At 70.7% G+C, this 25,730-nt stretch carries 26 protein-coding genes; 17 read left to right on the top strand and 9 right to left on the bottom strand.

Annotation, left to right across the window (positions count from 1 at the left end):
* Nucleotides 1-14: 14 nt before the first annotated feature.
* The 3 genes from yidC to rpmH all read right to left on the bottom strand — a co-directional run bounded on the left by yidC (nt 15) and on the right by rpmH (nt 2,623).
* The gene (gene yidC, locus ACS5PV_RS08355; protein WP_455394868.1) at nt 15-1,853 is read right to left on the bottom strand and encodes a membrane protein insertase YidC; all 1,839 of its coding nucleotides are present in this window, start codon (nt 1,851-1,853) and stop codon (nt 15-17) included.
* A gap of 111 nt (nt 1,854-1,964) precedes the next feature.
* Nucleotides 1,965-2,459 (bottom strand): ribonuclease P protein component, encoded by a 495-nt coding sequence (locus tag ACS5PV_RS08350; protein WP_455394867.1) that lies wholly within the window; start codon nt 2,457-2,459, stop codon nt 1,965-1,967.
* A gap of 29 nt (nt 2,460-2,488) precedes the next feature.
* Nucleotides 2,489-2,623: a 50S ribosomal protein L34 gene (rpmH, locus tag ACS5PV_RS08345; protein WP_010300405.1), complete on the bottom strand. Its 135-nt coding sequence runs from the start codon at nt 2,621-2,623 to the stop codon at nt 2,489-2,491.
* 207 nt (nt 2,624-2,830) lie between these two features.
* Between rpmH and ACS5PV_RS08340 the strand changes: the two genes are divergently transcribed.
* Both ACS5PV_RS08340 and rcdA read left to right on the top strand, forming a co-directional pair.
* A complete protein-coding gene (locus ACS5PV_RS08340; protein ID WP_455394866.1) occupies nt 2,831-3,022 on the top strand; it encodes a DUF1192 domain-containing protein in 192 nt (63 codons plus the stop codon).
* Between the two features lie 736 nt (nt 3,023-3,758).
* Nucleotides 3,759-4,283 (top strand): protease adaptor protein RcdA, encoded by a 525-nt coding sequence (gene rcdA / locus ACS5PV_RS08335; protein WP_455394865.1) that lies wholly within the window; start codon nt 3,759-3,761, stop codon nt 4,281-4,283.
* 108 nt (nt 4,284-4,391) lie between these two features.
* Here the strand turns inward: rcdA and rpmE are convergent, their stop codons facing one another.
* Nucleotides 4,392-4,631: a 50S ribosomal protein L31 gene (gene rpmE / locus ACS5PV_RS08330; protein WP_455395010.1), complete on the bottom strand. Its 240-nt coding sequence runs from the start codon at nt 4,629-4,631 to the stop codon at nt 4,392-4,394.
* Nucleotides 4,632-4,844: 213 nt separating this feature from the next.
* Here rpmE and ACS5PV_RS08325 point away from each other — a divergent pair, with 213 nt between their 5' ends.
* The 7 genes from ACS5PV_RS08325 (at nt 4,845) to ACS5PV_RS08295 (ending at nt 11,752) form a co-directional block, all read left to right on the top strand.
* Complete coding sequence (locus ACS5PV_RS08325) at nt 4,845-6,650, top strand: ABC transporter transmembrane domain-containing protein (RefSeq protein ID WP_455394864.1); 1,806 nt, start codon at nt 4,845-4,847, stop codon at nt 6,648-6,650.
* Nucleotides 6,651-6,833: 183 nt separating this feature from the next.
* Nucleotides 6,834-8,273, top strand: coding sequence for a circularly permuted type 2 ATP-grasp protein (locus ACS5PV_RS08320; RefSeq protein ID WP_455394863.1), 1,440 nt, complete (start codon nt 6,834-6,836; stop codon nt 8,271-8,273).
* A 100-nt stretch (nt 8,274-8,373) separates the two neighbouring features.
* Complete coding sequence (locus ACS5PV_RS08315; protein WP_455394862.1) at nt 8,374-9,318, top strand: alpha-E domain-containing protein; 945 nt, start codon at nt 8,374-8,376, stop codon at nt 9,316-9,318.
* A 102-nt stretch (nt 9,319-9,420) separates the two neighbouring features.
* Nucleotides 9,421-10,275, top strand: a complete 855-nt coding sequence (locus tag ACS5PV_RS08310) for a transglutaminase family protein (protein WP_455394861.1) — start codon at nt 9,421-9,423, stop codon at nt 10,273-10,275.
* Between the two features lie 158 nt (nt 10,276-10,433).
* Entirely contained in the window at nt 10,434-11,183 is a 750-nt protein-coding gene (locus tag ACS5PV_RS08305; RefSeq protein ID WP_139037768.1) for a peptidase, read from the top strand.
* A 150-nt stretch (nt 11,184-11,333) separates the two neighbouring features.
* Nucleotides 11,334-11,522, top strand: coding sequence for a DUF5397 family protein (locus ACS5PV_RS08300; RefSeq protein WP_455395009.1), 189 nt, complete (start codon nt 11,334-11,336; stop codon nt 11,520-11,522).
* Entirely contained in the window at nt 11,522-11,752 is a 231-nt protein-coding gene (locus ACS5PV_RS08295; protein ID WP_455394860.1) for a virulence factor, read from the top strand. Before ACS5PV_RS08300 ends, ACS5PV_RS08295 begins: the two co-directional genes overlap by 1 nt.
* Nucleotides 11,753-11,868: 116 nt before the next feature.
* On the opposite strand, the gene ACS5PV_RS08290 is transcribed toward ACS5PV_RS08295, so the two are convergent.
* Together ACS5PV_RS08290 and ACS5PV_RS08285 are read right to left on the bottom strand one after the other, a co-directional pair.
* Nucleotides 11,869-12,618 carry an SDR family NAD(P)-dependent oxidoreductase gene (locus tag ACS5PV_RS08290; RefSeq protein WP_455394859.1) on the bottom strand — a complete coding sequence of 250 codons (750 nt, stop codon included), beginning with the start codon at nt 12,616-12,618 and terminating at the stop codon, nt 11,869-11,871.
* A gap of 4 nt (nt 12,619-12,622) precedes the next feature.
* Complete coding sequence (locus tag ACS5PV_RS08285; RefSeq protein WP_455394858.1) at nt 12,623-13,480, bottom strand: fumarylacetoacetate hydrolase family protein; 858 nt, start codon at nt 13,478-13,480, stop codon at nt 12,623-12,625.
* Between the two features lie 170 nt (nt 13,481-13,650).
* Here ACS5PV_RS08285 and ACS5PV_RS08280 point away from each other — a divergent pair, with 170 nt between their 5' ends.
* The 3 genes from ACS5PV_RS08280 to ACS5PV_RS08270 all read left to right on the top strand — a co-directional run bounded on the left by ACS5PV_RS08280 (nt 13,651) and on the right by ACS5PV_RS08270 (nt 17,098).
* The gene (locus tag ACS5PV_RS08280; protein WP_455394857.1) at nt 13,651-14,427 is read left to right on the top strand and encodes an IclR family transcriptional regulator; all 777 of its coding nucleotides are present in this window, start codon (nt 13,651-13,653) and stop codon (nt 14,425-14,427) included.
* Nucleotides 14,428-14,624: 197 nt separating this feature from the next.
* The gene (locus ACS5PV_RS08275) at nt 14,625-15,362 is read left to right on the top strand and encodes a Crp/Fnr family transcriptional regulator (RefSeq protein ID WP_455394856.1); all 738 of its coding nucleotides are present in this window, start codon (nt 14,625-14,627) and stop codon (nt 15,360-15,362) included.
* Nucleotides 15,363-15,565: 203 nt separating this feature from the next.
* On the top strand, nt 15,566-17,098 hold the full coding sequence (locus tag ACS5PV_RS08270; RefSeq protein WP_455394855.1) for a peroxidase family protein: 1,533 nt from the start codon (nt 15,566-15,568) through the stop codon (nt 17,096-17,098).
* A 40-nt stretch (nt 17,099-17,138) separates the two neighbouring features.
* On the opposite strand, the gene ACS5PV_RS08265 is transcribed toward ACS5PV_RS08270, so the two are convergent.
* Nucleotides 17,139-19,409, bottom strand: coding sequence for a lytic transglycosylase domain-containing protein (locus ACS5PV_RS08265; protein WP_455394854.1), 2,271 nt, complete (start codon nt 19,407-19,409; stop codon nt 17,139-17,141).
* Nucleotides 19,410-19,709: 300 nt separating this feature from the next.
* Here ACS5PV_RS08265 and dapA point away from each other — a divergent pair, with 300 nt between their 5' ends.
* Complete coding sequence (gene dapA / locus ACS5PV_RS08260) at nt 19,710-20,612, top strand: 4-hydroxy-tetrahydrodipicolinate synthase (protein WP_455394853.1); 903 nt, start codon at nt 19,710-19,712, stop codon at nt 20,610-20,612.
* 69 nt (nt 20,613-20,681) lie between these two features.
* On the top strand, nt 20,682-21,155 hold the full coding sequence (smpB, locus tag ACS5PV_RS08255; RefSeq protein ID WP_048428442.1) for an SsrA-binding protein SmpB: 474 nt from the start codon (nt 20,682-20,684) through the stop codon (nt 21,153-21,155).
* 67 nt (nt 21,156-21,222) lie between these two features.
* Here the strand turns inward: smpB and ACS5PV_RS08250 are convergent, their stop codons facing one another.
* The gene (locus ACS5PV_RS08250) at nt 21,223-21,837 is read right to left on the bottom strand and encodes an NIPSNAP family protein (protein WP_455394852.1); all 615 of its coding nucleotides are present in this window, start codon (nt 21,835-21,837) and stop codon (nt 21,223-21,225) included.
* Nucleotides 21,838-22,032: 195 nt separating this feature from the next.
* Between ACS5PV_RS08250 and ACS5PV_RS08245 the strand changes: the two genes are divergently transcribed.
* The 3 genes from ACS5PV_RS08245 (at nt 22,033) to ACS5PV_RS08235 (ending at nt 24,986) form a co-directional block, all read left to right on the top strand.
* Nucleotides 22,033-22,215, top strand: a complete 183-nt coding sequence (locus tag ACS5PV_RS08245; RefSeq protein ID WP_455394851.1) for a hypothetical protein — start codon at nt 22,033-22,035, stop codon at nt 22,213-22,215.
* 96 nt (nt 22,216-22,311) lie between these two features.
* Entirely contained in the window at nt 22,312-24,099 is a 1,788-nt protein-coding gene (locus tag ACS5PV_RS08240; protein WP_455394850.1) for an ABC transporter ATP-binding protein, read from the top strand.
* Nucleotides 24,096-24,986: a DMT family transporter gene (locus tag ACS5PV_RS08235; RefSeq protein WP_455394849.1), complete on the top strand. Its 891-nt coding sequence runs from the start codon at nt 24,096-24,098 to the stop codon at nt 24,984-24,986. The genes ACS5PV_RS08240 and ACS5PV_RS08235 overlap by 4 nt, the downstream gene beginning before the upstream one ends.
* Here ACS5PV_RS08235 and ACS5PV_RS08230 read toward each other — a convergent pair whose 3' ends face one another.
* Nucleotides 24,987-25,712 carry a fused DSP-PTPase phosphatase/NAD kinase-like protein gene (locus ACS5PV_RS08230; RefSeq protein WP_455394848.1) on the bottom strand — a complete coding sequence of 242 codons (726 nt, stop codon included), beginning with the start codon at nt 25,710-25,712 and terminating at the stop codon, nt 24,987-24,989.
* Nucleotides 25,713-25,730 lie beyond the last annotated feature (18 nt).

Here is a 25,730-nt window from a genome sequence, read left to right as displayed (position 1 = left end):
CTCAGCCCTTGATCTCAGCCCTTGGCCTTCGCGGCCTTCGGCGTGCGTGAGAACGTCGAGCGCAGGTTGTCCCACAGCTCCACCTTCACCCCGTTGCGCCGCATGATCACGTATTGCTGGATCACCGACAGGGTGTTGTTCCAGGCCCAGTAGATCACCAGGCCGGCCGGGAACGAGCCGAGCATGAAGGTGAAGATGATCGGCATGAAGGTGAAGACCTGGGCCTGGACCGGGTCCGGCGGCGCGGGGTTCATCTTCATCTGCACGAACATCGTCACGCCCATGATGAGCGGCCAGATGCCGAGGTGGAGGAGGTCCGGCGGGGTGAAGGGCAGGAGGCCGAACAGGTTGAACAGCGAGGTCGGGTCCGGCGCCGCGAGGTCGCGGATCCAGCCGAAGAACGGCGCGTGCCGCATCTCGATGGTGACGAACAGCACCTTGTAGAGCGCGAAGAAGACCGGGATCTGCACCAGCACCGGCCAGCAGCCGGCGACCGGGTTGATCTTCTCCTTCTTGTACAGCTCCATCATCGCCTGCTGCTGCTTGACCTTGTCGTCACCGTAGCGCTCGCGGATGGCGGTCATCTCCGGCTGGACGGCCTTCATCTTGGCCATCGAGACGTAGGAGCGGTTGGCGATCGGCAGGAACAGCAGCTTCAGCAGGAAGGTGACGACCAGGATCGAGACGCCGAAGTTGCCAAGCAACCGGTAGAAGAAGTCCAGCGCCTTGAACATCGGCTTGGTGATGAAGTAGAACCAGCCCCAGTCGATTAGCAGATCGAAGCGCTTGATGCCGGCCGACTTCTCGTAGCCGTCGATGGTGCCGACCTCTTTGGCGCCGGCGAACAGGCGCTGGTTCGCTTCGACGGTGGCGCCGGGCGCCAGCTGCTTGGCCTCGCCGAGGCTGCTCGCCTGGTAGACCTTGGTCGCGCCCTCGTCGCGCTCGGTGAACGAGCCGGTATAGGGCGCGGCCTGGTCGGGGATCGCGGCCGCCGCCCAGTACTTGTCGGTGATGCCGAGGAAGCCGCCGGTCACGCCGGTCCAGGAATGGCCGCGGGTGCCCGGCGCCCCGAGCGGGTTCTCCTTGGCGAGCTTGTCGTAGGTGTATTCCTGAAGGCCCTGGTCGCCGAGCACGCCGATCAGGCCCTCGTGCAGGACGTAGTAGCCCTGCGTGTGCGGCTTGCCCCAGCGCGAGACGAGGCCGTACGGGTAGAGCGTGACGGCGTTGCCGCCCTTGTTCTCGACCGCGTCGGCGACCGTGAACATGAACTTGTCGTCGACCGAGATGGTGCGGCGGAAGGTGAGGCCGGCGCCGTTGTCCCAGGTCAGCACCAGGGGCTTCTGCGGCGTCAGAGCGTCGCCCTCGGCGGTCCAGAGCGTGTCGCCCCCCGGCAGCGGGCCGGCATTCTGCCCGACCCAGCCGAACTCGGCGTAGTACGGGTTGGCCGAGCCGGTCGGCGAGAGCAGCTCGATGCGCGGCGACGAATTGTCGACGGTCTCGTGGTAGTTCTTCAGGAGCACGTCGTCGATGCGGCCGCCCTTGAGCGCGACCGAGCCGGCGAGCGCCGGGGTGTCGATCTTCACCCGCGGCGAGCGGGCGAGCGCCTCGGCGCGGCTCGCGGCGAGCGCCGGGCTGCCCGCCGGCGCGCCCGGCAGGGTGCCGGGCACCGGCGCGGCGGGGCCGCCCTCGCGCGGGCTCGCCGCCGGGCCGTCCTTGGCGGCCTGCGCCTGCTTGGCCGCCTGCTCCTGGCGCTGGCGCTCCACCTGCGGCGCGCTGACGAAGTAGTTCCAGCCGAGCAGCACTGCCAAGGACAGCACCACGGCGATGATCATGTTCGTCTTGTCGTTACCCATGGACCCGCGACGCCTGCCGCCTAAAGAGCGGGACCGAGGGCGGGCCTGGCGGCCCGCCTCCCGGCCCTCACGACCAACACGACGAGGCGATTCCGGATGCCCGGGATCGCCTCACGAATTCCGTTCCGGGGATGTCGGCCCCGGTCCCGCGGCAGCCTTGGCCGGACCTTTGCCCGAACCCCGCTTGCCCCGTCCCGCGCCCCGGGCGGGCTGCCCGCCCTCCGTGGGAGGTTTCGGCGCCCGCGGCTTCGTGACCACGCCGAGGGCCTGACGAACGTCCTCGACCAGCTGCGCGAAGGGCGCCGCCAGGGCGTCGCGCCGACCGATCAGCACCACGTCGGCCGCCTTGTCCCGCTGCGCCGGACCGGCCTGTTCCGCCGCGACCTGCGCCGCGACCTTGAGGCGGCGGCGGATGCGGTTGCGCTCGGTGGCGTGGCCCTCGCGCTTCGTCACGGTGAAGCCCACGCGCAGGCCGCCCGGCGGTCCCTCGTCCCGCAGGCGGCCCTGTGCCGTCAGGCGCTCGGTATGAAAACGGCGGCCCTTGGCCGCCGCCAGATAGTCCGGGCGCCGGGTGATCCGGCCGATCGGCGGGGAGCCACCGGTCATCGCGGCGCTTGTCGGCACCGCGAGGGGCCTTACGCCGACAGGCGCTTGCGGCCGCGGGCGCGGCGGGCGGCGATCACCTTGCGGCCGCCGACGGTGGCCATGCGGGCACGGAAGCCGTGGCGGCGCTTGCGCACGAGCTTCGACGGTTGATAGGTTCTCTTCACGGCTCGTTCTCCGAAGGCCAGGGCCGGCCTGGCGCAATGCGCTGCCGAGGCCCTCGTGGTCCAGAATGTCTTGACGAAAGCGAACCGCGCCCGAATGGGGCGCGGTCACGTCGCGCCGGTGTATGGCGGAATGGTCCGGGCGAGTCAATCGCGTTAAGGATCGCGCCGCGGGCCTCCGACGGCGCCAGCGCGCGAGGGAGACGCCCGATGTTCGACGACGCCGAGAGCCGCAAGCCGCCCCAGGCCGCCCACCAGATCGGCCAGGACCTCGCTCCTCTTTCGGTCTCCGACCTCGACGAGCGGATCGCGGCCCTGCGCCGCGAGATCGAACGGCTGGAGGAGGACAGACGCCGCAAGCAGGCCTCGCAGGAAGCGGCCCGGGCGGCGTTCAAGTTCTGAGGCGGGCACGTTCTGAAACGGGACGGGTGGGGGAGGGCGTTTCGTTTCGGGGCTTGGGCGGGGTGATGCCCGGACGACGTAGAGGCGCTGATCTCCCCCCTCTCCCCGCGGGCGGGGAGAGGGCCGAACCCTCGTTCAGAGGGTTCGGCAAGCCCGTAGGGCGAGGGTGAGGGGGTATCTCCGACCGAGCCACATCCGTCGAGACCCCCTCACCCTCGCTCCGGCTTCGCCTCCGCTCGCCGCATCACCTGGACGGCGACGCGGCCCTCTCCCCGCCCACGGGGAGAGGGGGAATTCCGCGCCTTCCCTTTGGCCGGACAGCCCCGCGTCGCCCGTCCCGATCACGCCATCCCATACCCCTGCACCAGCACCGCTTTCGCCACCCCTCCCCAATCGCGTTAACCATTTTTTAAGCCTTCCGGGCGATAACCAACGCAGTCCAGCTTTCTGGATGTCGAGTGGTCTCTGTCCACTCTGTTTGATGCCTCCCTGTACGACTCTTTCAGCCGCCCCTTGGGGCGGCTTTCTTTTTTCGCCTCTGCCTCCTCCGATCCCCGCGAATTTCCCCGCTTTCCCCGGGATCGTCCGTCCCCCGTCCGCGTTGACGTTAAGGTTAACGATTGGTTGACGGCGCGCGGCCCGCGGAGTGGCGCTATCGTTGCGCCAGACAGCCCGAGCGCACCGTGAATGTCCCGTATCGAGGCGGGACCGGCGTCGCGGTGGCACAGGAGGGATCATGGGCGTGATGGACGTGATGTTTCGGGACGAGCAGCCCACCGTGCGGTTCGGCGAGACTTTCGTGGCCTCCGAGAGCTTCAAGATGCTGTTTCGCGAGGGCATGACCCTCGTGGAGGAGACCGCCGCCTATCTCGACGGTCCCGGCCGCGACGAATCGCGCCTGCTCGCCCGCCACGCCGCCCTGACCTATGCCAGCGAGAGCATGCGGCTCACCACCCGGCTGATGCAGATCGCCTCCTGGCTCCTGGTGCAGCGCGCCGTGTCCGAGGGCGAGCTCAGCCTGAGCGAGGCTGCCGAGGAGAAGACCCGGGTGCGGCTCTCGACCACCGAGCCGAACGAGGGCGGCCCGGTCCTCATCGCCGAGCTGCCCCTGTCGCTCCAGGCCCTGATCGCCCAGTCGAAGCGGCTGCACGCCCGCATCGTCCACCTCGACCGCCTGATCTCCGACGACCGCCCGACCCCCGAGCCGCGGGTGAGCCCGGTCTTCGCCCAGCACGACATGCTGCGCGTCGCCTTCGGCTGAGACGGACGGGGAGGGTCCGCGCCCTCCCCAGGAGCGATCCGGGCACGAAAAAAGCCCCGGCCGCGAGGCCGGGGCTTATTTCGCGCGATGCGTGAAAGGCCGTGAGGCTTACTTCTTGGCCGCGAACGAGATGCCGGCGAAGCGCGAGTTGAAGCGGGACAGGCGGCCGCCGCGGTCCAGCAGCTTCTGCTCGCCGCCGGTCCAGGCCGGGTGCGTGCTCGGGTCGATGTCGAGGTTGAGGGTGTCGCCCTCCTTGCCGTAGGTCGAGCGGGTCGTGAACGAGCTGCCGTCGGTCAGCACCACCTTGATGTAGTGGTAGTCCGGGTGCTCGGTCGCGGTGCGGGCCACCTTCGGGGTCGCGACCGACTTGCCGGCGGGGATCGCCTGCTTGGCGGCGGGGGCTGCTTGCTTTGCCATGACGAATTCCTAAGAGTGCGACCCGCGCCGAACGCTCCGCCTCGGGCCGCGGCCATTGATCGCGCGTAATCGGATGAGCGGCGGCCTATACCTCACCTCCGTGCGCCAAACAAGCGCCGTACCCCGGACAGCACGACAGTTCAGATGGCACGTTCCGATACCGCCCGTCCCCGCGCGTCCCTGGGGGCGCTCAAGCCCCTCTTCCCGTTCGCGGCGCGCTACAAGGGCCGGATCGTCGCCGCGATCGTGGCGCTGATCGCGGCCTCGGGCGCGACCCTCACGGTGCCGGTGGCGGTGCGCCGGGTGGTCGATCTCGGCTTCTCGCACGGCGAGGTCGGGATGATCGACGCCTATTTCGGCGCCCTGATCGGGGTGGTGGCGGTGCTCGCGCTCGCCAGCGCCGCCCGCTACTACTGCGTCGTGACGCTGGGCGAGCGGGTGGTGGCGGACCTGCGCGCGGCGGTGTTTGCCCGCCTCACCACCCTCGATCCCGCCTTCTTCGACCGGGCGCGCAGCGGCGAATTGGTCTCGCGCCTGACGGCGGATGCCGCGCAGGTGAAGTCGGTCTTCGGGGTCTCGCTCTCGATCCTGCTGCGCAACCTGTTCCTGTTCGCCGGCGCGGTCGGCATGATGGTCTGGACCAGCCCCCGGCTCTCGGTGCTGGTGCTCGCCGCGATCCCGCTCATCGTCTTCCCGCTGATCCTCTCCGGCCGCGGCGTGCGCCGCCGCTCGCGGGCGGCGCAGGACCGGCTCGCCGACGCCTCGGCCTTCGCCACGGAGGCCGTGGGGGCGGTGCGCACCATGCAGGCCTTCGGCATGGCTTCGGCCACCGCCGCGCGCTTCGCGGCCGCCTCCGAGGAGGCGTTCCTGGCCTCGCGCGGCTCGGCCCGGGCGCGGGCGCTGCTCACGGGCGTGGCCATCTTCCTGATCTCGGCCAGCGTCGTCGGCGTGCTGTGGTACGGCGCGCAAGGGGTCGCGGCCGGCACGATCTCGGCCGGGCAATTGTCGCAGTTCGTGCTCTACGCGGTGTTCGGCGCGAGCGCGCTCGGCCAGCTCTCCGAGGTCTACGGCGAGCTGACGCTCGCCGCCGGCGCCGCCGAGCGGCTGGCCGAGATCCTCGACACCGTCCCGGTCATCGCCGCGCCGGACCGGCCCCGCGCCCTGCCGGTGCCGCCGCGCGGCGAGATCGCCTTCGAACGGGTGCGCTTCCACTATCCCACCCGGCCCGAGCAGGCGGCGCTGCACGACCTCAGCTTCACGGTGGCGCCGGGCGAGCGCGTCGCCCTCGTCGGGCCCTCGGGCGCCGGCAAGAGCACGGTGCTGCAGCTGCTCCTGCGCTTCTACGATCCGGAATCCGGCGAGGTCCGGATCGACGGCGTGCCGGTCGACGCGGTCGAGCCCGAAGCGTTGCGCGCCCGCATGGCCCTGGTACCGCAGGACCCGACCGTGTTCAGCGGCAGCATCCTCGACAACATCCGCTACGGCAGGCCGGAGGCCACCCAGGCCGAGGTCGAGCGCGCCGCCGCCCAGGCCCATGCCGACGGCTTCATCCGCACCCTGCCGCAGGGCTACGCGACGCTCGTCGGCGAACGCGGCGTGACCCTGTCGGGCGGCCAGCGCCAGCGCATCGCCATCGCGCGGGCGATCCTCAAGGACGCGCCGATCCTGCTTCTCGACGAGGCCACCTCCGCCCTCGATGCCGAGAGCGAACGGGCGGTGCAGGCCGCCCTCGACGTCCTGATGAAGGGCCGCACCACCCTCGTCATCGCCCACCGGCTGGCCACCATCCGGGCCGCCGACCGCATCCTGGTGCTGGAGGACGGCCGCATCGCCGAGCAGGGCAGCCACGACGCGCTGCTCGCCCGCGGCGGCCTCTACGCCCAGCTCGCGGCGCTGCAGTTCGGCGCCGGGGTGGACCTGGCCGGCGAGCGTCAGGTGGCGGAGGTGTGAGGCCACCCCGGCCCGCAGCCATTTTGCCGAAAGTTTGAGCAGAGCCGCGCCGCTCCCGGCGCGTCCCGCACCACGGCCCCTGACCTTGCGCGAGGAACCGGGGGTTTGCGCCCGTGGAGGACGCATTTCCTTTGCCTTGGCCCCCGTCTTGCGTCTAGCTTCGGGTCAAACAGAGGGACGCCCATGCCGCTCAGCGCGTTCGACGAGATGACGGGAACTCAGGAGAGCGGACTGAGCCCGGCCGCGGTGCGCGAGGCGTACGCGGCGCTCAAGACTTGGCTCGACAGTACTCCGCCCGAGCATTTTGATACGCGGCGCAGCCAGGCCGAGCTGTTCTTCCGCCGGATCGGGATCACCTTCGCGGTCTACGGCGACAACGAATCGACCGAGCGGCTGATCCCGTTCGACATCATCCCGCGGGTGCTGACCAAGCCCGAATGGGGTTTCCTGGAGCGCGGCCTCAAGCAGCGCGTCACCGCCCTCAACATGTTCCTGGCCGACGTCTACGGCCCGCAGGAATGCATCAAGGCCGGGATCATCCCGGGCGACCTCGTCTACCGCAACCCGCATTACCGGCTCGAGATGCGGGACTTCGAGGTGCCGCACGGCAAGTACGTGCACATCGCCGGCATCGACATCGTGCGCACCGGCGAGGACCAGTTCTTCGTGCTGGAGGACAACGCCCGCACGCCGTCCGGGGTCTCCTACATGCTGGAGAACCGTGAGGTGATGCTGCGGCTCTTCCCCGAGCTGTTCTCCAAGCACCGGGTCTCCCCGGTCGAGGCCTATCCCGACGCGCTGCTCGCCACCCTGCGCAGCCTGGCGCCGATGCGCGCGGCGCGCGACCCCAGCGTCGTGCTGCTGACCCCGGGCCGGTTCAACTCGGCCTTCTACGAGCACTCGTTCCTCGCCGACAAGCTCGGCGTCGACCTCGTCGAGGCCTCCGACCTCTTCACCAAGGACGACGTGGTCTACATGCGGACTACGGAAGGGCCGCGCCGCGTCGACGTGATCTACCGGCGCATCGACGACGACTTCCTCGATCCGCTGGTGTTCCGGCCCGATTCGGTGCTGGGCGTGCCGGGGCTGATGAGCGCCTACCAGAGCGGCAGCGTCACCCTCGCCAACGCGGTCGGCACCGGCATCGCCGACGACAAGGCGGTCTACAGCTACATGCCGGAGATCGTGCGCTTCTTCACCGGCGAGGAGCCGATCCTGCACAACGTGCCCACCTTCCGCTGCCGCGAGAAGGACGCGCTCAATTACGTCCTGTCGAACCTCGGCGACCTCGTGGTCAAGGAGGTCAACGGCTCGGGCGGCTACGGCATGCTGGTCGGCCCGCACGCCACCAAGCGCGAGATCGAGGAGTTCGGGCGCAAGCTGCGCCACGCGCCGGACGGCTTCATCGCCCAGCCGACGCTGGCGCTCTCGACCTGCCCGACCTTCGTCGCCTCCGGCGTCGCGCCCCGCCACGTCGACCTGCGGCCCTTCGTGCTCTCGGGCGCCGACGAGATCCGGATCGTGCCGGGCGGCCTGACCCGGGTGGCGCTGAAGGAGGGCTCGCTCGTGGTCAATTCGAGCCAGGGCGGCGGCACCAAGGACACCTGGGTGCTCGACGGCTGAGCACCGCCGCGGCTCCCTTTACGCCTCTCTCGAGAGAATCAGCCGGGCCCCCGGCCCGGTTTCGCCCGCCGCACCCCAGCGTTGAGCCGACTTAGCCGCCATGCTCTCCCGCACCGCCGACAACCTGTACTGGCTCTCCCGCTACGCCGAGCGCGCCGACTTCGTCGCCCGCATCCTCGACGCGGCCCTGCGCCTCTCCGCCCTGCCGGCCAATTACGGCGGCACCGACGCCAACGAGTGGGAATCGGCCCTGGCCTCGGCCGGCAACATCGATCTGTTCCGCCCGCTCTACGACAGCGTCAACGAGCACACCGTCCGCGACTTCCTGGCCTTCAGCCCGAGCAACCCGTCCTCGATCCGCTCCTGCCTCCACACCGCCCGGGAGAACGCCCGTTCCGTCCGCACCGCGCTGACCAGCGAGATGTGGGAGGCGATCAACGAGGCCTACCTGCACCTGCGCAGCTTCGAGGGGAAGGACATGACCCGGGAGGAGTTCGCGCGCTTCCTCGACTGGGTGAAGGGCGTCTCGCTCGCCTTCGACGGCTCGGCCTACCGCACGATGCTGCGCAACGACGGCTACTGGTTCACCCGGCTCGGCATCGCCATCGAGCGCGCCGACAACACCGCCCGCATCCTCGACGTGAAGTACCACGTGCTGCTGCCTGAGACCGAGCGGGTCGGCGGCAGCCTCGACTACTTCCAGTGGACCACGATCCTGCGCGAGGTCTCGGCGCTCACCGCCTATCACTGGGTCTACCGCGAGAGCATCAAGCCCTGGCTGGTCGCCGACCTGCTGATCCTCAACCGCGAGATGCCGCGCTCGCTCGCCAATTGCTACGAGATGCTGGTGCGCAACCTCGACCGGATCGCCGACGCCTACGGCCGTCGAGGGCCGAGCCAGCGCCTCGCCCGCGGCATGCTGGCCAAGCTCGACGACCTGACGGTGGACGAGATCTTCTCCTCCGGCCTGCACGAATTCATCCAGGAGTTCATCGCCGAGAACAACCGCCTCGGGGCGGCGGTGGTCGAGCAGTATCTGGGCTGAGCGTAAGGCTCGCCTCGGCCAAGGTTTCGCGCATCCGCGGGACGGTGTATGACCGCCCCGCACAGCCCAGCTTTTTTTCGTGACTGCGAGCTTCGCGACACCATGCGCATCCGCGTCGTCCACGAGACGGTCTACCAGTACGACAGCCCGGCCCGGGGCCTGATCCAGATGCTGCGGCTGACGCCGCGGGACCATGACGGCCAGCACGTGCGCGCCTGGCGCATCGAGCCGACCGTGGACGGCCGCCTGAGCCGGCGCGAGGACGGCTTCGGCAACGTCATGCACGTCTTCAGCGCCGATTGCCCGGAGGAGACCCTGACCATCCGGGTCACCGGCGAGATCGAGACAACGGAGACCCACGGGGTGATGCGCGGCATCTCCGAGTGGCTGCCGGACCCGTTCTACCTGCGCGAATCGCGCTTCGCCGCCGCCGACGAGGCGATCCGCACCTTCGCCGACGAGGCGGTGGGCGCCGCGACCAACCGGCTCGACCAGCTGCACCGCCTGCTCGCCGCCGTCCACCAGACCGTCGACTACGCCCCGGGCCCGACCGGCGCCGCCACCACCGCGGCCGAGGCCTTCTCCCTGGGCAAGGGGGTGGGGCAGGACCTCGCCCACGTCTTCATCGCGGCCGCCCGCCACCTCGAGATCCCGGTGCGCTACGTCTCGGGCTATTGCTGGCGGCCCGATACGGCGGTGCAGGAGGCCGGCCACGCCTGGGTCGAGGCCCGGGTGCCGGATCTCGGCTGGGTCGGGTTCGACCCCGCCCACGGCATCGCGGTGACCGAGACCCATCTGCGGGTCGCGATCGGCCTCGACTACCTCGACGCCGCCCCGGTCCGCGGCAGCCGCACCGGCGGCGGCACCGAGACCATGACGGTGCGGGTGCGGGTCGACGATGCCCGGGCGCAGGCGCAGCAGGTCCAGGGGCAGGCGCAGGTGCAGGCCCAAGGATAACGGGGCTCGCGGGACGCGCCCCTGTGGCCCCGCCGCGCCAGGCAGGGGCCACCTCACCTCGGGGCAGCGGATTGGGCTGGATTCGGGCCCCGGCCTGCGCCAGGGTGGCGCCGCGCGCGGTATCGGACCGCGCCTGTGAGATCGCCGGGGGGCGAGCGATGACCTATTGCGTCGGGATCCTGGTGGAAGAGGGTCTCGTCATGATCGCCGACACCCGCACGAATGCGGGGCTCGACGACATCTCGACCTACCGCAAGCTCCACATGTTCACGAAACCCGGCGAGCGGGTGCTGGCGCTCGCCTCGGCCGGCAACCTCTCGGTGACCCAGTCGGTGCTCTCGCTCCTGACCGAGGGCGTCGAGGACCCCGATACCGGCAAGCCGGAGACGATCTACGACGCGCCGACGATGTTCCGCGCCGCCCAGCTCATCGGCCGCGCGATCCGCAAGGTGCGGGCGATCGAGCGCGCTGGCTTCGAGGCGGCGCAGCTGCGCTTCGAGGTGTCGTTCCTGTTCGGCGGCCAGATCGGCGACGGGCCGATGCGGCTCTACATGATCTACTCCGCCGGCAACTTCATCGCCTGCAGCCAGGACGCGCCGTTCTTGCAGATCGGCGAGCACAAGTACGGCAAGCCGATCCTCGACCGGGCGGTGACCTTCCGCACCGACATCTACGACGCCCTGAAGGTCGGCCTGGTCTCGATGGACTCGACCATGCGCTCGAACCTCGGCGTCGGCCTGCCGATCGACCTCACGGTGATCCGGCGCAACACCTGCGACACCGAGGTGCTGCACCGGATCGAGGCCGGCGAGCCCTATTTCCACGACCTGCGCGAGCGCTGGTCGGCGGCGCTGCGGGCGGCCCACCGGGCGATCCCGCGGCCGCCCTACGGGCCGGGGACGAAGTAGGGCGGGTTTGACCTCACCCGCGACCTCGTCCTGAAATCGTGGACGGGACAAGCATCGGCGCCGGTGTCACATCGGGCGGTATCCCGCGTGGCACCCCGCGCCGCGATCGGGTACGATTGCGGCATGGACTAGCGCACCCAATCGTCACCCCTGCCGCAGCCGCGGAACCTGCTCGGAACGTGGCGGCGCTTCGGCGTGACGGGCCCGGGCTACGAGATCGTCGCCGTCGGGCAGACCCTCGGCGACGATGACAGCCTCATGCGGGTGCGGCTCGTCGAGACGGGCGAGGAAGTCGATTACCGCTTCACGGACATTCTCGACGATCCTCGGGAGCAGTGATGTTCGCCATCGCGTTCGATCTCGTGGTGGCCGAGACGCAGAAGCATCACCCGCGCGGCGTCGCCGAGGCCTATGCCGACATTCGATCCAGTCTCGCCGGACATGGCTTCGACTGGATCCAGGGCAGTCTCTATGTCAGCCGAACCGAAGACCTGGCCAAGAAGATCTTGCCAAGCTGTGCGCGGCGATCACGGCGCTCAAGGCCTTGGCGTGGTTCCCGCTCTGCGTGAGAGACATCAGGGCATTCCGGGTCGAGCAGTGGTCCGACTTCACGTCTACCGTGAAAGCCTGGAACCTCCCGGCGGAGCAAAGCGGTCGCGCCCCCGCTCGGGCGGGGGCGCCTCGCTCAGTACGTCGCCCGCCCGCCCGACACGTCGAACACCGCGCCGGTGGAGAACGAGGCCTCCTCGCTCGCCAGGAAGCAGATCAGCGACGTCACCTCGTCGATCGCCCCGAAGCGCCCGATCGGGATCTTCGAGAGCATGAAGTCGATGTGCTGTTGCGTCATCTGGTCGAAGATCGCCGTGCGCACCGCCGCCGGGGTGACGCAGTTCACCCGGATCTCCGATTTCGCCAGTTCCTTGCCGAGCGACTTCGTCAGCCCGATCACCCCGGCCTTGGAGGCGGAGTAGGCCGAAGCGTTAGGGTTGCCCTCCTTGCCGGCGATCGACGCGACGTTGACGATGCGACCGTAGCCGCCCGCCTCCATCGCCGGCACCGCGGCGCGGTTGCAGTAGAACAGGCCGTTGAGGTTGACGTCGATCACCCGCTGCCAGGCCTCGACGGGATAGTCGCGCACCGTCGTGTTCGGCCCGGTGATGCCGGCGCTGCACACCAGCACGTCGAGGCGGCCACCCAGGGCCGCCAGGGTCTCGCGCATCGCGGTCTCGACCGCGGCGGCGTCGGCGATGTCGAGCGCCCTCGTGTCGGCCGCGCCGCTCTCGGCCCGGGCGTTGGCCAGCGCCTCCTCGTTCAGGTCCCAGAGGGCCACGATCGCGCCCTCTTCCTTCAGCCGCGCGGCGACCGAGCGCCCGATGCCCGAGGCGCCGCCGGTGACGAGCGCCGTGCGGCCCTCGAAGCGGTTGGGAAAGCTCATGGCGTCAGTCCCGGCGCCGCCAGGCGGTCACGTCCTGGCGCTGCTCGCCCAGCTTCTCGATGCCCAGCGTCATCACGTCGCCGGCCTTGAGGAAGACCGCCTCGGGCTTCATCCCCATGCCGACGCCGGGCGGCGTGCCGGTAGTGATGACGTCGCCGGGCATCAGGGTCATGAAGCGGCTGACGTAGGACACGATCTGCGCACAGGTGAAGATCATCGTCCGGGTGTTGCCGGTCTGCATGCGCTTGCCGTTCAGGTCGAGCCACATGTCGAGGTTCTGCGGATCGCCGACCTCGTCGGAGGTGACGAGCCAGGGGCCGACCGGCCCGAACGTGTCGCAACCCTTGCCCTTGTCCCAGGTGCCGCCGCGCTCGATCTGGTACTCGCGCTCCGAGACGTCGTTGACGAGGCAGTAGCCGGCCACGAAGTCGAGCGCCTGCCCCTCCTCGACGTAAGCGGCGCGGCGGCCGATGACGATGCCGAGCTCGACCTCCCAGTCGCTCTTCACCGAATCCTTCGGCAGCATCACCGGGTCGTTCGGGCCCGAGAGCGAGCTGGTCGCCTTCATGAAGACGATCGGCTCTTTCGGCACCGGCAGGTTCGACTCGGCGGCGTGGTCGGCGAAGTTGAGGCCGATGGCGATGAACTTGCCCACGTTGGCCACCGGCGTGCCGAGGCGCGGCTCGCCCTCGACCACCGGCAGGCTGCCGGCATCGAGCGCCGCGAGGCGGGCCAGCGCCTCGGGGGCGAGAGCCTCGGGGCCGAGATCGGGCAGGTGGCCGGAGAGATCGCGGATGCGGCCCTCCGCATCGAGCAGACCGGGCTTCTCCTGGCCCGCGGGGCCGTAGCGCAACAGCTTCATCGGGTCGATCCCTCCTTGGCGTCCGGGCGCGCCACGGCGCGCAGGCATGGGGGCGTCGGGCAGGGGCGTGACGGAGGTCCGGATTTCCGTTTCCTCCGGCACGGCCCTGGTGCCGCGCCACTCGATCCCATATAATGGGATCTTGTTCTTGTATGTGGGACGATACGCCGGTGCGATCGAAGCCGTCAACCGCAGAGGCCGGTGCGGCGCCGGGCAGCCAGACGCTCCTGCGCGGCCTTGCCATCCTGGAGGCGGTGGCGGGCGGCGCGCGCGATCTCGCAGCCCTCTCGGCGTCGCTCGGCACCACGCGCAGCACCACCCACCGGCTCGCCGCGGCGCTGGTCGAGCAGCGCTACCTCACTTTCGCGCCCCGGGACGGCTACGCGCTCGGCCCCAAGCTCCTCGAACTGGGGTTTCGCGCCCAGCAGGCGACGCCGGTGACCCGGGTGGCGCGGCCCCATCTCGAGCGCCTGTCGGCGGAATGCGGCGACACCATCCATCTCGGCGTGCTGGAGGGCGACTGGGCGCTCTACCTCGACAAGCTGCCGGGGCGCCGGCGCATCGAGATCAGCTCGCGGGTCGGCGAGCGCCAGCCGGTCTGGTCGACCGGCCTCGGCAAGGCGCTGATCCTCGATCTCGGCGAGGCGCGCTGGCGCGGCTTCCACCGCCTCGGCGCGGCACGCGGCGGCCACAGCCCGGACCTGGAGACCTGGCTGTCGCGGATGCGGGCCTACGCGGCGCGGGGCATCGCCTACGACCGCGAGGAGAACGAGCCCGAGGTGGCTTGCGTCGCCGGCCCGATCCGCGACGCGAGCGGGGCGATCGTCGCGGCGTTCAGCGTGACGAGCACGGTGCAGTACATGGACGAGGCCCGGATGGAGGCGCTCGCCGGGACGGTCCGGGCGGTCGCCGCCGCGATCAGCCGGGATCTCGGCTGGACGGGGTAGCGGGCGCGCCCTGCTCGACCGGTGCCCTCCCGCAAGGGAGACGGGGCGGCGGTGAGGTCAGGCAGGCAGAACCCGACGATGTGCGGCGTCGTGCCCGCACCCGGCCGGGCGCTTTACTGGACGGCGACAGACGCTAACTTTCCGCCGGGAACGACGGGAAACTCGCGCTGCCGAGCCGCGGGCCGGAGGGGTGCACGATGAATCCGCTGATCCGCAAGCTCGAACGGTTCACCCGCCTGAGCGACGCCGACAAGCGGCTGCTGCAGCAGGCCGCGAGCGCCCGGATCGTCAACTACGATACGCACCAGGACGTCATCGCGGAGGGCGAGGAGCCGAGCGACGTCAACCTCATCCTCGCCGGCTGGGTCTGCCGCTACAAGCAGCTCGCCGACGGCGGCCGCCAGATCATGTCGTTCCTGCTCCCGGGCGACCTGTGCGACCTCAACATCTTCCTCCTGCGCCGCATGGACCACGCGCTCGGCACCCTCACTCCGGTGGTGGTGGCCAAGATCTCGCGCGGCCTGCTCGAGGAGATGCTGAACGCCGACGAGCGGCTGACCCGGGCCCTGTGGTGGGAGGTGCTGGTGACGGCGGCGATCCACCGCGAATGGCTGGTCAATATCGGCCGGCGCACCGCGCTGGAGCGCGTCGCCCACCTGCTCTGCGAGGTCTACGTCCGCCAGCAGGCGGTCGGGCGGGTGCGGGAGGGCCGCTGCGAGCTACCGATCACCCAGGTCGAGCTCGCCGACGCGCTCGGCCTCTCGGCCGTGCACGTCAACCGCACCTTGCGCGAGCTGCGCCTGTCCGGCCTGATCGACTGGCGCGACAAGCAGCTCGGCATCCCGGACCTCGACGCCCTGACGGCGGTCGCCCGGTTCGATCCGGACTACCTCCACCTCGATTACGAGGGGGAGCGGTTCGACGCCGGCGCATAAGCGCCGATATTCCCGATCAGAAGCAGCACCCGCCGGCCATCGGCAAACCATCCGTCATTCAAATTACTGACGATAATATCTCTGTTAGGGATCATCCTGCCGCGCCATCTCGAAGCGAGGAGATTCCGATGTTGGTCGGAACAGACGCACAATTGCGTGGCGGGCACGGCGGCCAGGGATCGCAGGAAAAATCGTTCTCGCGAATGCTGATCAAGAACGAAGATTATACCCCGATCAGGCTGTCCGATCCCGACAAGGTCATCGGGATCATCACGGATGCCATCACGCAACCTAAAGACAATCTAACAGACACGCCCGACGATCAGGAAAATCCGTTCGTTCCGGCAGGGTATACCTATCTCGGCCAGTTCATCGACCACGACTTGACGCTCGACACGCGCTCGACGCTGACGACGATCGCGGACCCGTCGAAATCCAGCTTCCCCAACGACGAGCGCACGCCCAAGCTCGATCTCGACTGCCTGTACGGGCTCGGGCCGGGCTCGGCCCCCTTCATGTACGACAACGACGGGCGGCTCGCGACGAACCTCGCCAAGCCGTTCGACCTGCCGCGGGCCCCGACGCGCTTCCGCCCCGACGATCCGACCAGTCACCGCGCGATCATCGGCGATCCCCGCAACGACGAGAACTCGATCGTCTGCCAGTTGCAGCTCGCCTTCATCCATTTCCACAATGCAGTCATCCGGCACTTCAAGATCCAGGGCCTCGCCGGGGACGAGCTGTTTCGCGCCGCGCGGCGCGAGGTCGTCCGCTCGTACCAGAAGATCGTCGTGACCGACTTCCTGAAGCGAGTGGTCCAGAAGCCGGTCTACGACGCCTTCGTGGCGGCCCATGCGGCGGACCGGCGGACGGCCTACCTGCTCTACGAGAGCGGGCCGATGCGCGATGCGCTGCCGCTCGAGTTCACGGGCGCCGCCTATCGCTTCGGGCATTCGGGAATCAGGAACGCCTATCGGCTCAACGGGACATTCCAGAGGCGCATCTTCGACGGCTCCGACAATGCCGGCGAGAGCCTGGTCGGATTCGGCGACCTGCCGGAGAGCCACAAGATCGACTGGGCGCTCTTCTTCACCAACGGGCTGGCGCCCGGGCAGAAGGGCCGCAACCCGGCGCAGGTGGGCGGCAAGGACGTCCCCTCCGACACGACCCGCCTGCAATACGCCTACAAGATCGATACGACGCTGGTCGACCCGCTGCGGCACCTGCCGCCGCGGATCGCCGGGCCGGGCCCGCTCTTCGACGCCCTGGCGGCGCGCAACCTCAAGCGCGGCTACAATTTCAGCCTTCCGTCCGGACAGGACATCGCGAAGAGAATTTCCGGTGCGACGACACCCCCGCTGCGCTTCGGCGAGCGGCTCCTGCACTTCAGCGAGATGCCGGGCATCTCCTCGGCCGATGCCGCCGCTCTCGACGCGAACACGCCGCTCTGGCTCTACATCCTGGCGGAGGGCCAGGCCTGCCTCGCCAAGCCGGACGGCTCCTTCGCCATGGAGGAGAACGAGAAGGGCGTCCTGGTCATCAAGAAGGATTCGGACGCCGGCACGCAGCTCGGGCCGGTCGGCGGGCGGATCATCCTCGAGACGTTCTTCGCGATCCTGGACGACGACCCGGATTCCTACATCAACGCCAAGCCCGGGGAGTGGACGCCGCTGGTGAACCCCGGATCCTCGACCCTCACGATGTGGGACGTGCTGAGGTTCGTCGGCGACGTCTGATCGTCAGCCCGTCGCGGGGGCCCGCGACGGGGTTCGGCCCTCACCGCGCCCCGCGCTTGAGGTCGTCCGCGATCAGCAGCGCGCTGCGCCCGTCCCCGGCCTCGGCGAGGCGGGTGCGGTAGACCTGCAGGTTCTCGGTCACCCGCTGGACGTAGTTGCGGGTTTCGGTGAAGGGGATGCGCTCGACCCAGTCGACCGGATCGACGCCCGGGTTGCGGGGATCGCCGTAGGCGTCGATCCACTTCTTCACGTTGCCGCCGCCGGCGTTGTAGGCGGCGAAGGCGAGGATGTAGGAGCCGCGCCAATCCTCCATCAGCTCGCCGAGATGGGCCTGGCCGAGGCGGGCGTTGTAGGCCGGGTCGCTGGTCAGGCGGTCGGTGTCGAAGGCGGCGCTGACCCGGCGGGCGGTGCGCTGCGCCGTCGCCGGCATCATCTGCATCAGGCCGCGGGCGCCGACGCTCGACTGCGCCCGGGGATCGAACTGGCTCTCCTGCCGGGCGATGGCGAAGACCATCGCGCGCTCGACCTGCGGCACCGCCGAGGACGCCTCGTAGGCCGGGATGCCGTTGGTCGGGTAGGCGTGGCGGTCGAGGGGCAGGCCGCGCTGCACCGCGGTCTTGCCGATCGCCACGAGCGCGCGCGGATCGTTGAGCGACATCGCGACGTCGCCGAGCGCGTTGAGCTCGGCCGGCTCGGTGAGGCGCTGGGCGAAGTCCATGTAGAGCGGCAGCATCAAGTCCTTGAGGCCGGCGGCCGCCAGCAGGCGAAGCGCCCGCACGGCGTTGCGGTTCTCGAAGGCGGTGCGCGCGGCCTCGTCGAGGGTGCTGCACGGGCGCAGCGACAGGGACGACTGGCCGAGCTTCGCCCGGGCGAGCTGGCCGTAATAGGCGATCGGCTGGGCGCTCGCACGCTCGTAGAAGGCGCGGGCCTCGGCGGCCTGGCCCATGCCGTCCGCGGCGCGGCCCTGCCAGTAGGCGGCGCGCGCCACCGAGATCGGCGTCTCGGCGATCGCCGCGGCGGCGGCGAAGTGCGTCGCCGCGAGGGCGGGGTCGTGGAGGAAGCGGAGCGCGATCCAGCCGGCGTGGAACTCGGCCTCGATGCGCTTCTCGACCGTGCGGGCGCTGTGGCCGGCGGCGACCGCGTAGGCCGCCCTGGCGTCGCCGGAATCCAGCAGCTTGCGGGCGACGATGCGGCGCTCGATCCACCACTCGTCGGGATCGGCCAGGACCTCGGGGTTGCGCGGCGCCTGCACCATCACGGCGGCGGCCTCCGCCGGCCGGTCGAGGCGGCGGAAGTACTGGGCGCGGGAATAGAGGTAGGAGGAATCCTGGCGCAGGCTCGGCGGCACCGCGTCGAGGGCGGACGCCGCGTTCGCGGCCTTCGCCTCGACGGCGCGGCGGGCGCGTACCAGGGTGCCGTAGGCCTTGCCGGCGTAAGCGGCGGCGCGGCCGGCGGCGTCCCAGTCCTCCTTCATCAGCGCCCGCTCCATGCGGTAGCGGTGATCGACCTCGCCGATGAGCCCCGGAAAGGCGTCGAGGACCTTCAATTCCAGGGTGCGGCCGAACGTATCCTCGCGCCACAGGTCGCGCACGAGGCCGGCGGCGTCCTCGTTCAGGCCGTCGGCCTTGAAGGCGAGCGCCAGGGCGAACTTGCCCGGCGGGCTCTGCGGCCGGCGCGCGGCGAAGTAGGACCGCACCAGGGACGGGGACTTGCGCTGCGAGAGCAGGGCCTCCTCGGCGCGCCGGCGCACCATGGTGCCCACCGGCCAGTCCGGGTTGTCGCGGATGAACGAGACCGTGCGCTCGAAGCCGATGCCGGCCCCGGCGCGGATCGCCACCCAGTCGAGGAGGGCGCGGGCGGCCGGGTCCTTGAGCCCGTCGCGGATCCGGTCGCCCTCGCTCACCTGGCCGCGCCGGTAGGCCTCGACCGCGCTGCGCAGGGCCGGGGCGTCGACCTCGGTGCCGAGCACCGGCCGGCCCGGATCGGGCACGCTCGGCACCGGGGCGGGCGGGGTGATCGTCGCGTCCGGGGCGGGGAAGGGGAGCGGCACCTCCGGGTCGGCGGCGGCGAAGGCCGCGGCGGTCGCGGGCAGCCGCTCCGCCGCGCCGCGCAGGCCGTCCTCGTCGACCCGCTCGACCGCCCGGGCGGCGGGAGTGGGCAGGGCGGTCGCGGCGAGGGCTGCCGCAGGGACCGGGGCATCCGGCGGGGCCGCCACGGTCGAGCCGCCCAGCGCCGACAGCGAGGTCAGCGCGGCGCCGGACACCGTGAGGGCGAGGACCGCGAGGCGGCGCCGTCGAGGCGAGAGCAGCATGGTTCCCGTTCCCCTGGAGAGCTGGAAAGACCGGACGCCCATCGTGCGAGCGCCGCGTTAAGAAGCGATTAACCCTGGCGCCCGGTCGTGCCGGAACGCGGGGGCGGACTTGAACGTTTGCGCGCGGCGAGCCGGGCGCGGGAGCGTTTGCGCGCGGGCTCCCGAAGCCGTATGTGTCGGACGCCGGACGGCCGAGGTGTTGGTCCCCCGACGCCGGATCCCTCGGGTGATCCTCACGCGGGCCGGCCTTCCAACCAGAGATCCCGGGGGCGTCGCCCCGACCGGGCGAGGAACGCCAGCATGACGTCGACGCAGACTTCGCAGCGCCTGAAGGGCTCGCTCACCGCCCTGGTGACGCCGTTCCGCGACGGCGCCTTCGACGAGCACGCCTTCCGGGCCTTCGTGGCCTGGCAGATCGAGAACGGCACCCACGGCCTGGTGCCGACCGGCACCACCGGCGAGAGCCCGACGCTGAGCCACGGCGAGCACGACCGGGTGGTCGAGGCCTGCATCGACGAGGCCGCCGGCAAGGTGCCGGTGGTGGCCGGCGCCGGCTCGAACTCCACCGCGGAGGCGATCGAGCGGTCCCGTCATGCGGAGAAGGCCGGCGCGGACGCGCTGCTCATCGTCACGCCCTACTACAACAAGCCGACCCAGGAAGGGCTGTACCAGCACTTCAAGGCGGTGAACGATGCGGTCGGCATTCCCATCCTGATCTACAACATCCCCGGTCGCTCGGTGATCGACATGAGCGTCGACACCATGGCCCGGCTGTTCGAGCTGCCGAACATCGCCGGGGTGAAGGACGCCACCGCCAACGTCGCCCGGGTTAGCCTCCAACGCCAAGCCATGGGCGAAGACTTCGTCCAACTTTCTGGCGAAGATGCGACCGCCCTGGGATTCATGGCCCATGGCGGCCACGGCACCATCTCGGTGACCTCGAACGTCGCCCCGCGCCTGTGCGCCGACTTCCAGGAGGCCTGTCTGTCGGGCGACTTCCGCAAGGCGCTCACGCTCCAGGACCGCTTGATGCCGCTCCACACCCACCTCTTCGCCGAGACCAACCCGTCGCCGACGAAGTACGCCCTCGCCCGTCTCGGCCTGATGCGCGAGGACGTGCGCCTGCCGATGGTGCCGGTGGGGGAGGGCACGAGGAGCCTCGTCGACGGGGCGCTGCGCCACGCCGGCCTCACCAACGGCTGAGCCGCACCTTATATGAGGGCGGGGGCCTCCCGGCTCCCGCCGCCCGCCTGCCAGGATCCCCGCCGCCCGATGGCCAAGAAACCCGAGCCGAAGAACCGCGTCGTCGCCGACAACCGGAAGGCCCGCTTCAACTACGAGATCACCGACACGGTCGAGGCGGGCATCGCGCTGACGGGCACCGAGGTGAAGTCCCTGCGCGGCGGCAAGGCGACGATCGGCGAGGCCTTCGCCGGCCCGTCGGGCAACGACCTCCTGCTGTTCAACGCCTACATCCCCGAATACCTCGAGGCGAACCGCTTCAACCACGACACCAAGCGGCCCCGCCGCCTGCTGCTGCACCGGCGCCAGATCGACAAGTTCATCGGCGCGACCCAGCGCGAGGGCTACACGGTGGTGCCGCTGAAGATCTACTTCAACGAGCGCGGCCGGGCGAAAGTCGAGCTGGGCTTAGGCCGCGGCAAGAAGCTCCACGATAAGCGCGAGACGGCGAAGGAGCGCGACTGGCAGCGCGACAAGGCACGGCTGATGCGCGACAAGGGCTGAGGGGCAGCCCCTCGGCCTGACTGCGCGAAGGGCCGCTCAGGGGAGCGGACGCAGCCACCGGTCGTTGTCAGGACAGTGGATTTTTTCCTGTCGGAAGCGCGATGGTCGAGGTTGCCTCCACGATCTGCTCGGGCCCGCCCTTCGGCGGCCAGACGCCCGCGCCGTAAGCGCGGGCACGCAATCCGCTCCGCTCCTCCAGGCTCGCGAAGGCCCAGACGTGCGTGATCCGCGGCGCTCCGTCGAGGGCGTACATGTTCACGACGAGGTGCTCCGTGTACTCCCGTGCCGGTGCGATGGCGGCTTCCCAGCCCGAGAGCGTCGGCGGCAGCCCGCCGGGCTTGAGGCGGTAGGTTCTGAACTCGTACACCCCGCCGCGCTCCCCGGTCCGGATCGGCGGCAGAAACGGGAATGGCGCGTAGCTGTCCATCTCGAGCCCCGTGACCACGGTCCCGGCATTGAACGGGTTGGCACTGAGAAGGGCTCGGCGGCGCTCGGCCGTCATGTCCTCCGGTGCCTCGAACCGGCGCAGCGCGAGCACTCGACCGAGCGTGCCGATCTCCGTTCGCCAGCAGCCGAGCAATTCACCCTTGGCTTCACTGTCACCGGCCCAAGCGTGGATGCCCTCGGAAACCTGCCCGACCGCAAGTAGCGGGCACGAGAGGGTGGCAAGTTCGTACAGCATGTCGACCTCGACGCGTTCATGCCGTCAAAGCAGCGGATTCCGTTTGGTTTCGGGAGAACCGATCCGCGTCCGTCATGGAACGCCAGCGGACGGGGGCCCCTGGCCTGAGCGGGTCTCCAGGCACAACACGCCGCACTGACACCGCCGCCCTGCCCCCCTACCTTTTCGCAGGCACATGCCCGAGCGGAGGCGCCGATGTTCGTCGAGGGAGGATGGCGGCCGCCCTGGGAGCCGCCGCCGCGCCCGCCCCAGCCCCGGCTGACCGGGCGTCAGGAGCGGGTGCTGGTCTGGATCATCGTCGTCAACATCATGCTGTGGTTCCTCGCGCCGATCGGCGGGGCGACCGTGATCCACGCGGCGATCGCGATGATGCATTAGGGGCGCCGCCGCAGCCCAGCCGCGCGCCGCCCCGAATTGCCGCTCCCCGACCACCGTGGTAGCGCGGCGTCCGATTCCACGGACGAAGCGAGCATCATGGCGCGGCGCCCCCTCCTCTCCGGCGACATGCTGCCGCTGCTCACCCGGCTGTGGCGCGACTGGCTGCGGCCGCATGCCGGCACGCTCGGCCTCGTGCTCGTGCTGATCGCGGTGATCGGCGCCGCCACCGGCTTCTACCCGACGCTCATCAAGGCCGCCTTCGACGCCTTCGAAGCCAAGGATGCCGGGGCGCTCGCCTACGGCCCGGTGCTGGTCATCGCCGTCACCGCGGTGCGGGGCTTCGCGCTGCTGGGCCAGACGGTGCTGACCAACCGGGTCGTCACCCGGATCGAGGCCGACATGCAGGCGGCGCTCTACGGCCACATGATCGAGCAGGACCTCGCCCAGATCGGCCGCGAGAGCCCGGCGAGCCTGACCCAGCGCTTCACCACCGACTTCGCCTTCATCAAGGAGGCGCTGACGCGCATCTCGACCGTGCTGCTTCGCGACGTGGCGATGCTGGTGGCGCTGGTCTGCGCCATGGTGTGGATGGACCCCTGGCTGACCCTCGTCGCCGGGGTCACGGTGCCGTTCGTCGCCGGGCCGATCGCCCGGATCGGCAAGAAGCTGCGCCGGGTCTCGACCTCGACCCAGGAGCAGGTCGGCGTCACCGCGAGCCTCATCAGCGAGAGCCTGGCCGGCGTGCGCGTCGCCAAGACCTACGGGCTGGAGGGCTACCTCAAGGGCCGCACCCGCGACGCCCTCGACGAGGTGCGCCGCCTCAAGATGAAGGCCGCCAATGCCCGCGGCCGGCTCGACCCGCTGCTCGAGGTCGGCGGCGGGCTCGCGGTGGCGGGCGTGCTCGCCTTCATCGGCCACCGCATCCTCTCGGGCGAGAAGACGGTCGGCGACTTCACCGGCTACGTCGCGGCGCTGCTGCTCGCCGCCCAGCCGGCCCGCGCGCTCGGCAACCTCAACGCCATCCTCCAGGAGGCGCTGGCTGCCCTCTCGCGCACCTTCGCGCTGATGGACGAGGCGCCGACGATCCGGGAGAAGCCCGGCGCGCCGCCCTTGCGCGTCGCCGGCGGCGAGGTGCGGTTCGAGGGCGTGCGCTTCCGCTACCGCGACGACGCGCCGGCGCTGGAGGGCATCGACCTCACCGTGCCGGCCGGGCGCACCACGGCGCTGGTCGGCCGCTCGGGCTCGGGCAAGTCGACGCTGCTCTCCCTGGTGCCGCGGCTCTACGACGTCGCGGAGGGCCGCGTGGCCATCGACGGGCAGGACGTGCGCGACGTGACGCTGGCCTCGCTCCGCCGCGCCGTCGCGGTGGTGTCGCAGGAGGTGGTGCTGTTCGACGACACCATCGCGCAGAACATCGCCTTCGGCCGCGAGGGCGCGAGCCGCCAGGAGATCGAGGCGGCGGCGGAGGCCGCGGCCGCCCACGGCTTCATCATCGCCAAGGCCGAGGGCTACGACTTCCGGGTCGGGCCCGCCGGCAACCGGCTGTCGGGCGGCGAGCGCCAGCGCATCGCGCTCGCCCGCGCCTTCCTGCGCGACGCGCCGATCCTGCTCCTCGACGAGGCGACCTCGGCGCTCGACGCCGAATCCGAGCAGCTCGTCCAGGCGGCGCTGACCCGGCTGATGCGCGGGCGCACCACGCTCGTCATCGCCCACCGCCTCTCGACGGTGCGCGACGCCGACCTGATCGTCGCGATGGAGGGCGGCCGGATCGCCGAGACCGGCAGCCACGCCGCGCTGATCGCGCGGGGCGGCACATATGCCCGGCTGCACCGGCTCCAGCTCGCCGACGACCGCGAGCCGGCTTCCGCGGCGCAGGCCTCGTGAGGCCGCTCGTCCCCGAGGCGCCGACCGGGGGGCGCCTCGCGGAGGGCGTCGCCTTCGCGCTGCTGGCGATCAGCCTGTGGGGCGGCTGGTTCGTCGTCACCCGGCGGACGGTGGGGGCGGGGGGCGTGCTCGGGCCGGCCGACCTCGTGGCGCTGCGCTTCGGCATCGGCGGCTGCCTGCTGCTACCGGTGCTGGCCCTGCGCCTGCGCGGCCTCGACCGGCGCGCGCTCGTCGACGGGGCGTTCCTCTACCTGGCGCAGGGCGCACCCTTCGCGCTCCTGATCTCGGTCGCCCTGCGCTACGCGCCGGCCGGCCACGGCGCGGCGCTGACACCCGGCACGATGCCGCTCTTTGCCGCCCTCCTCGGCGCGCTGGTGCTGGGCGACCGACCCGGGCGCCTCGCGCTCGCCGGCCTCGGGCTGATCGCCGCCGGGGCGCTCACCCTCGCGGGAGGCTTTCGCGACGCCGACGAGCTGTTCGGCTACGCGCTCCTCCTCACCGCCGCCTTCCTGTGGGCCGCCGGCACGGTGCGGATGCGCCGCTCCCGCCTCACGGCGCTGGAGGCGACGGCCCTGGTCTGCGTCGGCTCGCTTCTCACCTACATCCCGCTCTACCTCGCCTCCGGGCTGTCGCACCTCGCGCAGGCGCCGGCGGCGGAGCTGGCGATCCAGGCGGTCTACCAGGGGGTGCTGGTGAGCGTGGTGGCGCTCATCGCCTTCAACCGCTCGCTGGCGCTGATCGGCCGGCGCACTCCGGCCTTCACGGCGCTCGTGCCGGTGATCGCGACCCTGCTGGCGATCCCGGTCCTCGGCGAGGTGCCGGACCCGCTCCATGTCGGGGCGATCCTGGCGATCGGGGCGGGGGTGCTGCTGACGACCCGGGGTTGATCACTCCCGCCGCAGCAGCCGGTCGACCAGCAGGTCCGACCACAGGCCGGTGCGGAAGTCGCGCTTGAGCGCCTCGGGATCGTAGACGTGCTCGACCCAGTCCATGAAGCTCAGGCCCTTCGGCTCCCCCTCGGTGAGGTAGCGCTCGAAGAACGCGTCGAGGATGCCGGTCTTGGCGAAGCGGAAATGGCCGAACCGCGCCGAGAGCTGGCGCGCCGCCTCGCGCACCGGCCGGCCCTCGTGCAGGATCAGGTAGAGCGCGGCGGCGAGCCCCGCCCGGTCGGCGCCGGACTTGCAGTGCAGCACCGCCGGATAGGCGAGGCCGGCGAAGAAGTCCCGGGCGGCGAGCAGCGTCGCCCGGTCGGGCGCCTCGCGCGAGCGCATCACGAACTCGACGAGCTGCAGCCCCTCGCGCTCGCAGGCCTCGCGCTGGAGCTGCCAGGAGCCGTGCTCGCGCCCGCCGCGCAGCGAGATGATCGTGCGCACGCCCTGGCGCCGGAACCAGGCGAGGTCGTGCGGCGCCGGCTGGGCCGAGCGCCAGACCATCCCGCGCCCGATCCGGTGGCGGTTGAGATAGGCCAGGCGGATCACGCCGTGGTCGATCAGCAGCATGTTGGCCCAGGCGCGCAGCCGGCCGCCCGGGCCGGCGATCGGCTTCTCCCAGCGGGCGATGCGAGCCATGCGGCGGGCGTAGCGGGTCTCGGGCGGGAGGAAACGGTTGAGCACGAAGGAGCGGGCGCCTGG

The sequence above is a fragment of the Methylobacterium sp. Gmos1 genome (assembly GCF_053764715.1).
The sequence above is the reverse complement of the archived record's forward strand: the minus strand, read 5'-3'. Positions and strand labels throughout refer to the sequence as shown.

Bases quoted from the DNA above. Each gene is read 5' to 3' on its own strand.
- ACS5PV_RS08315 (WP_455394862.1), top strand. From the start codon at position 8,374: ATGCTCTCCCGCACCGCCGACAACCTGTACTGGCTCTCCCGCTACGCC.
- ACS5PV_RS08325 (WP_455394864.1), top strand. From the start codon at position 4,845: ATGGCACGTTCCGATACCGCCCGTCCCCGCGCGTCCCTGGGGGCGCTC.
- ACS5PV_RS08350 (WP_455394867.1), bottom strand. From the start codon at position 2,459: ATGACCGGTGGCTCCCCGCCGATCGGCCGGATCACCCGGCGCCCGGAC.
- ACS5PV_RS08270 (WP_455394855.1), top strand. From the start codon at position 15,566: ATGCTGATCAAGAACGAAGATTATACCCCGATCAGGCTGTCCGATCCC.
- ACS5PV_RS08250 (WP_455394852.1), bottom strand. From the start codon at position 21,837: ATGCTGTACGAACTTGCCACCCTCTCGTGCCCGCTACTTGCGGTCGGG.
- ACS5PV_RS08340 (WP_455394866.1), top strand. From the start codon at position 2,831: ATGTTCGACGACGCCGAGAGCCGCAAGCCGCCCCAGGCCGCCCACCAG.
- ACS5PV_RS08265 (WP_455394854.1), bottom strand. From the start codon at position 19,409: ATGCTGCTCTCGCCTCGACGGCGCCGCCTCGCGGTCCTCGCCCTCACG.
- smpB (WP_048428442.1), top strand. From the start codon at position 20,682: ATGGCCAAGAAACCCGAGCCGAAGAACCGCGTCGTCGCCGACAACCGG.
- ACS5PV_RS08295 (WP_455394860.1), top strand. From the start codon at position 11,522: ATGTTCGCCATCGCGTTCGATCTCGTGGTGGCCGAGACGCAGAAGCAT.
- ACS5PV_RS08245 (WP_455394851.1), top strand. From the start codon at position 22,033: ATGTTCGTCGAGGGAGGATGGCGGCCGCCCTGGGAGCCGCCGCCGCGC.
- ACS5PV_RS08285 (WP_455394858.1), bottom strand. From the start codon at position 13,480: ATGAAGCTGTTGCGCTACGGCCCCGCGGGCCAGGAGAAGCCCGGTCTG.
- ACS5PV_RS08320 (WP_455394863.1), top strand. From the start codon at position 6,834: ATGCCGCTCAGCGCGTTCGACGAGATGACGGGAACTCAGGAGAGCGGA.
- ACS5PV_RS08275 (WP_455394856.1), top strand. From the start codon at position 14,625: ATGAATCCGCTGATCCGCAAGCTCGAACGGTTCACCCGCCTGAGCGAC.
- dapA (WP_455394853.1), top strand. From the start codon at position 19,710: ATGACGTCGACGCAGACTTCGCAGCGCCTGAAGGGCTCGCTCACCGCC.
- ACS5PV_RS08290 (WP_455394859.1), bottom strand. From the start codon at position 12,618: ATGAGCTTTCCCAACCGCTTCGAGGGCCGCACGGCGCTCGTCACCGGC.
- yidC (WP_455394868.1), bottom strand. From the start codon at position 1,853: ATGGGTAACGACAAGACGAACATGATCATCGCCGTGGTGCTGTCCTTG.
- ACS5PV_RS08305 (WP_139037768.1), top strand. From the start codon at position 10,434: ATGACCTATTGCGTCGGGATCCTGGTGGAAGAGGGTCTCGTCATGATC.
- ACS5PV_RS08310 (WP_455394861.1), top strand. From the start codon at position 9,421: ATGCGCATCCGCGTCGTCCACGAGACGGTCTACCAGTACGACAGCCCG.
- ACS5PV_RS08240 (WP_455394850.1), top strand. From the start codon at position 22,312: ATGGCGCGGCGCCCCCTCCTCTCCGGCGACATGCTGCCGCTGCTCACC.
- rcdA (WP_455394865.1), top strand. From the start codon at position 3,759: ATGGGCGTGATGGACGTGATGTTTCGGGACGAGCAGCCCACCGTGCGG.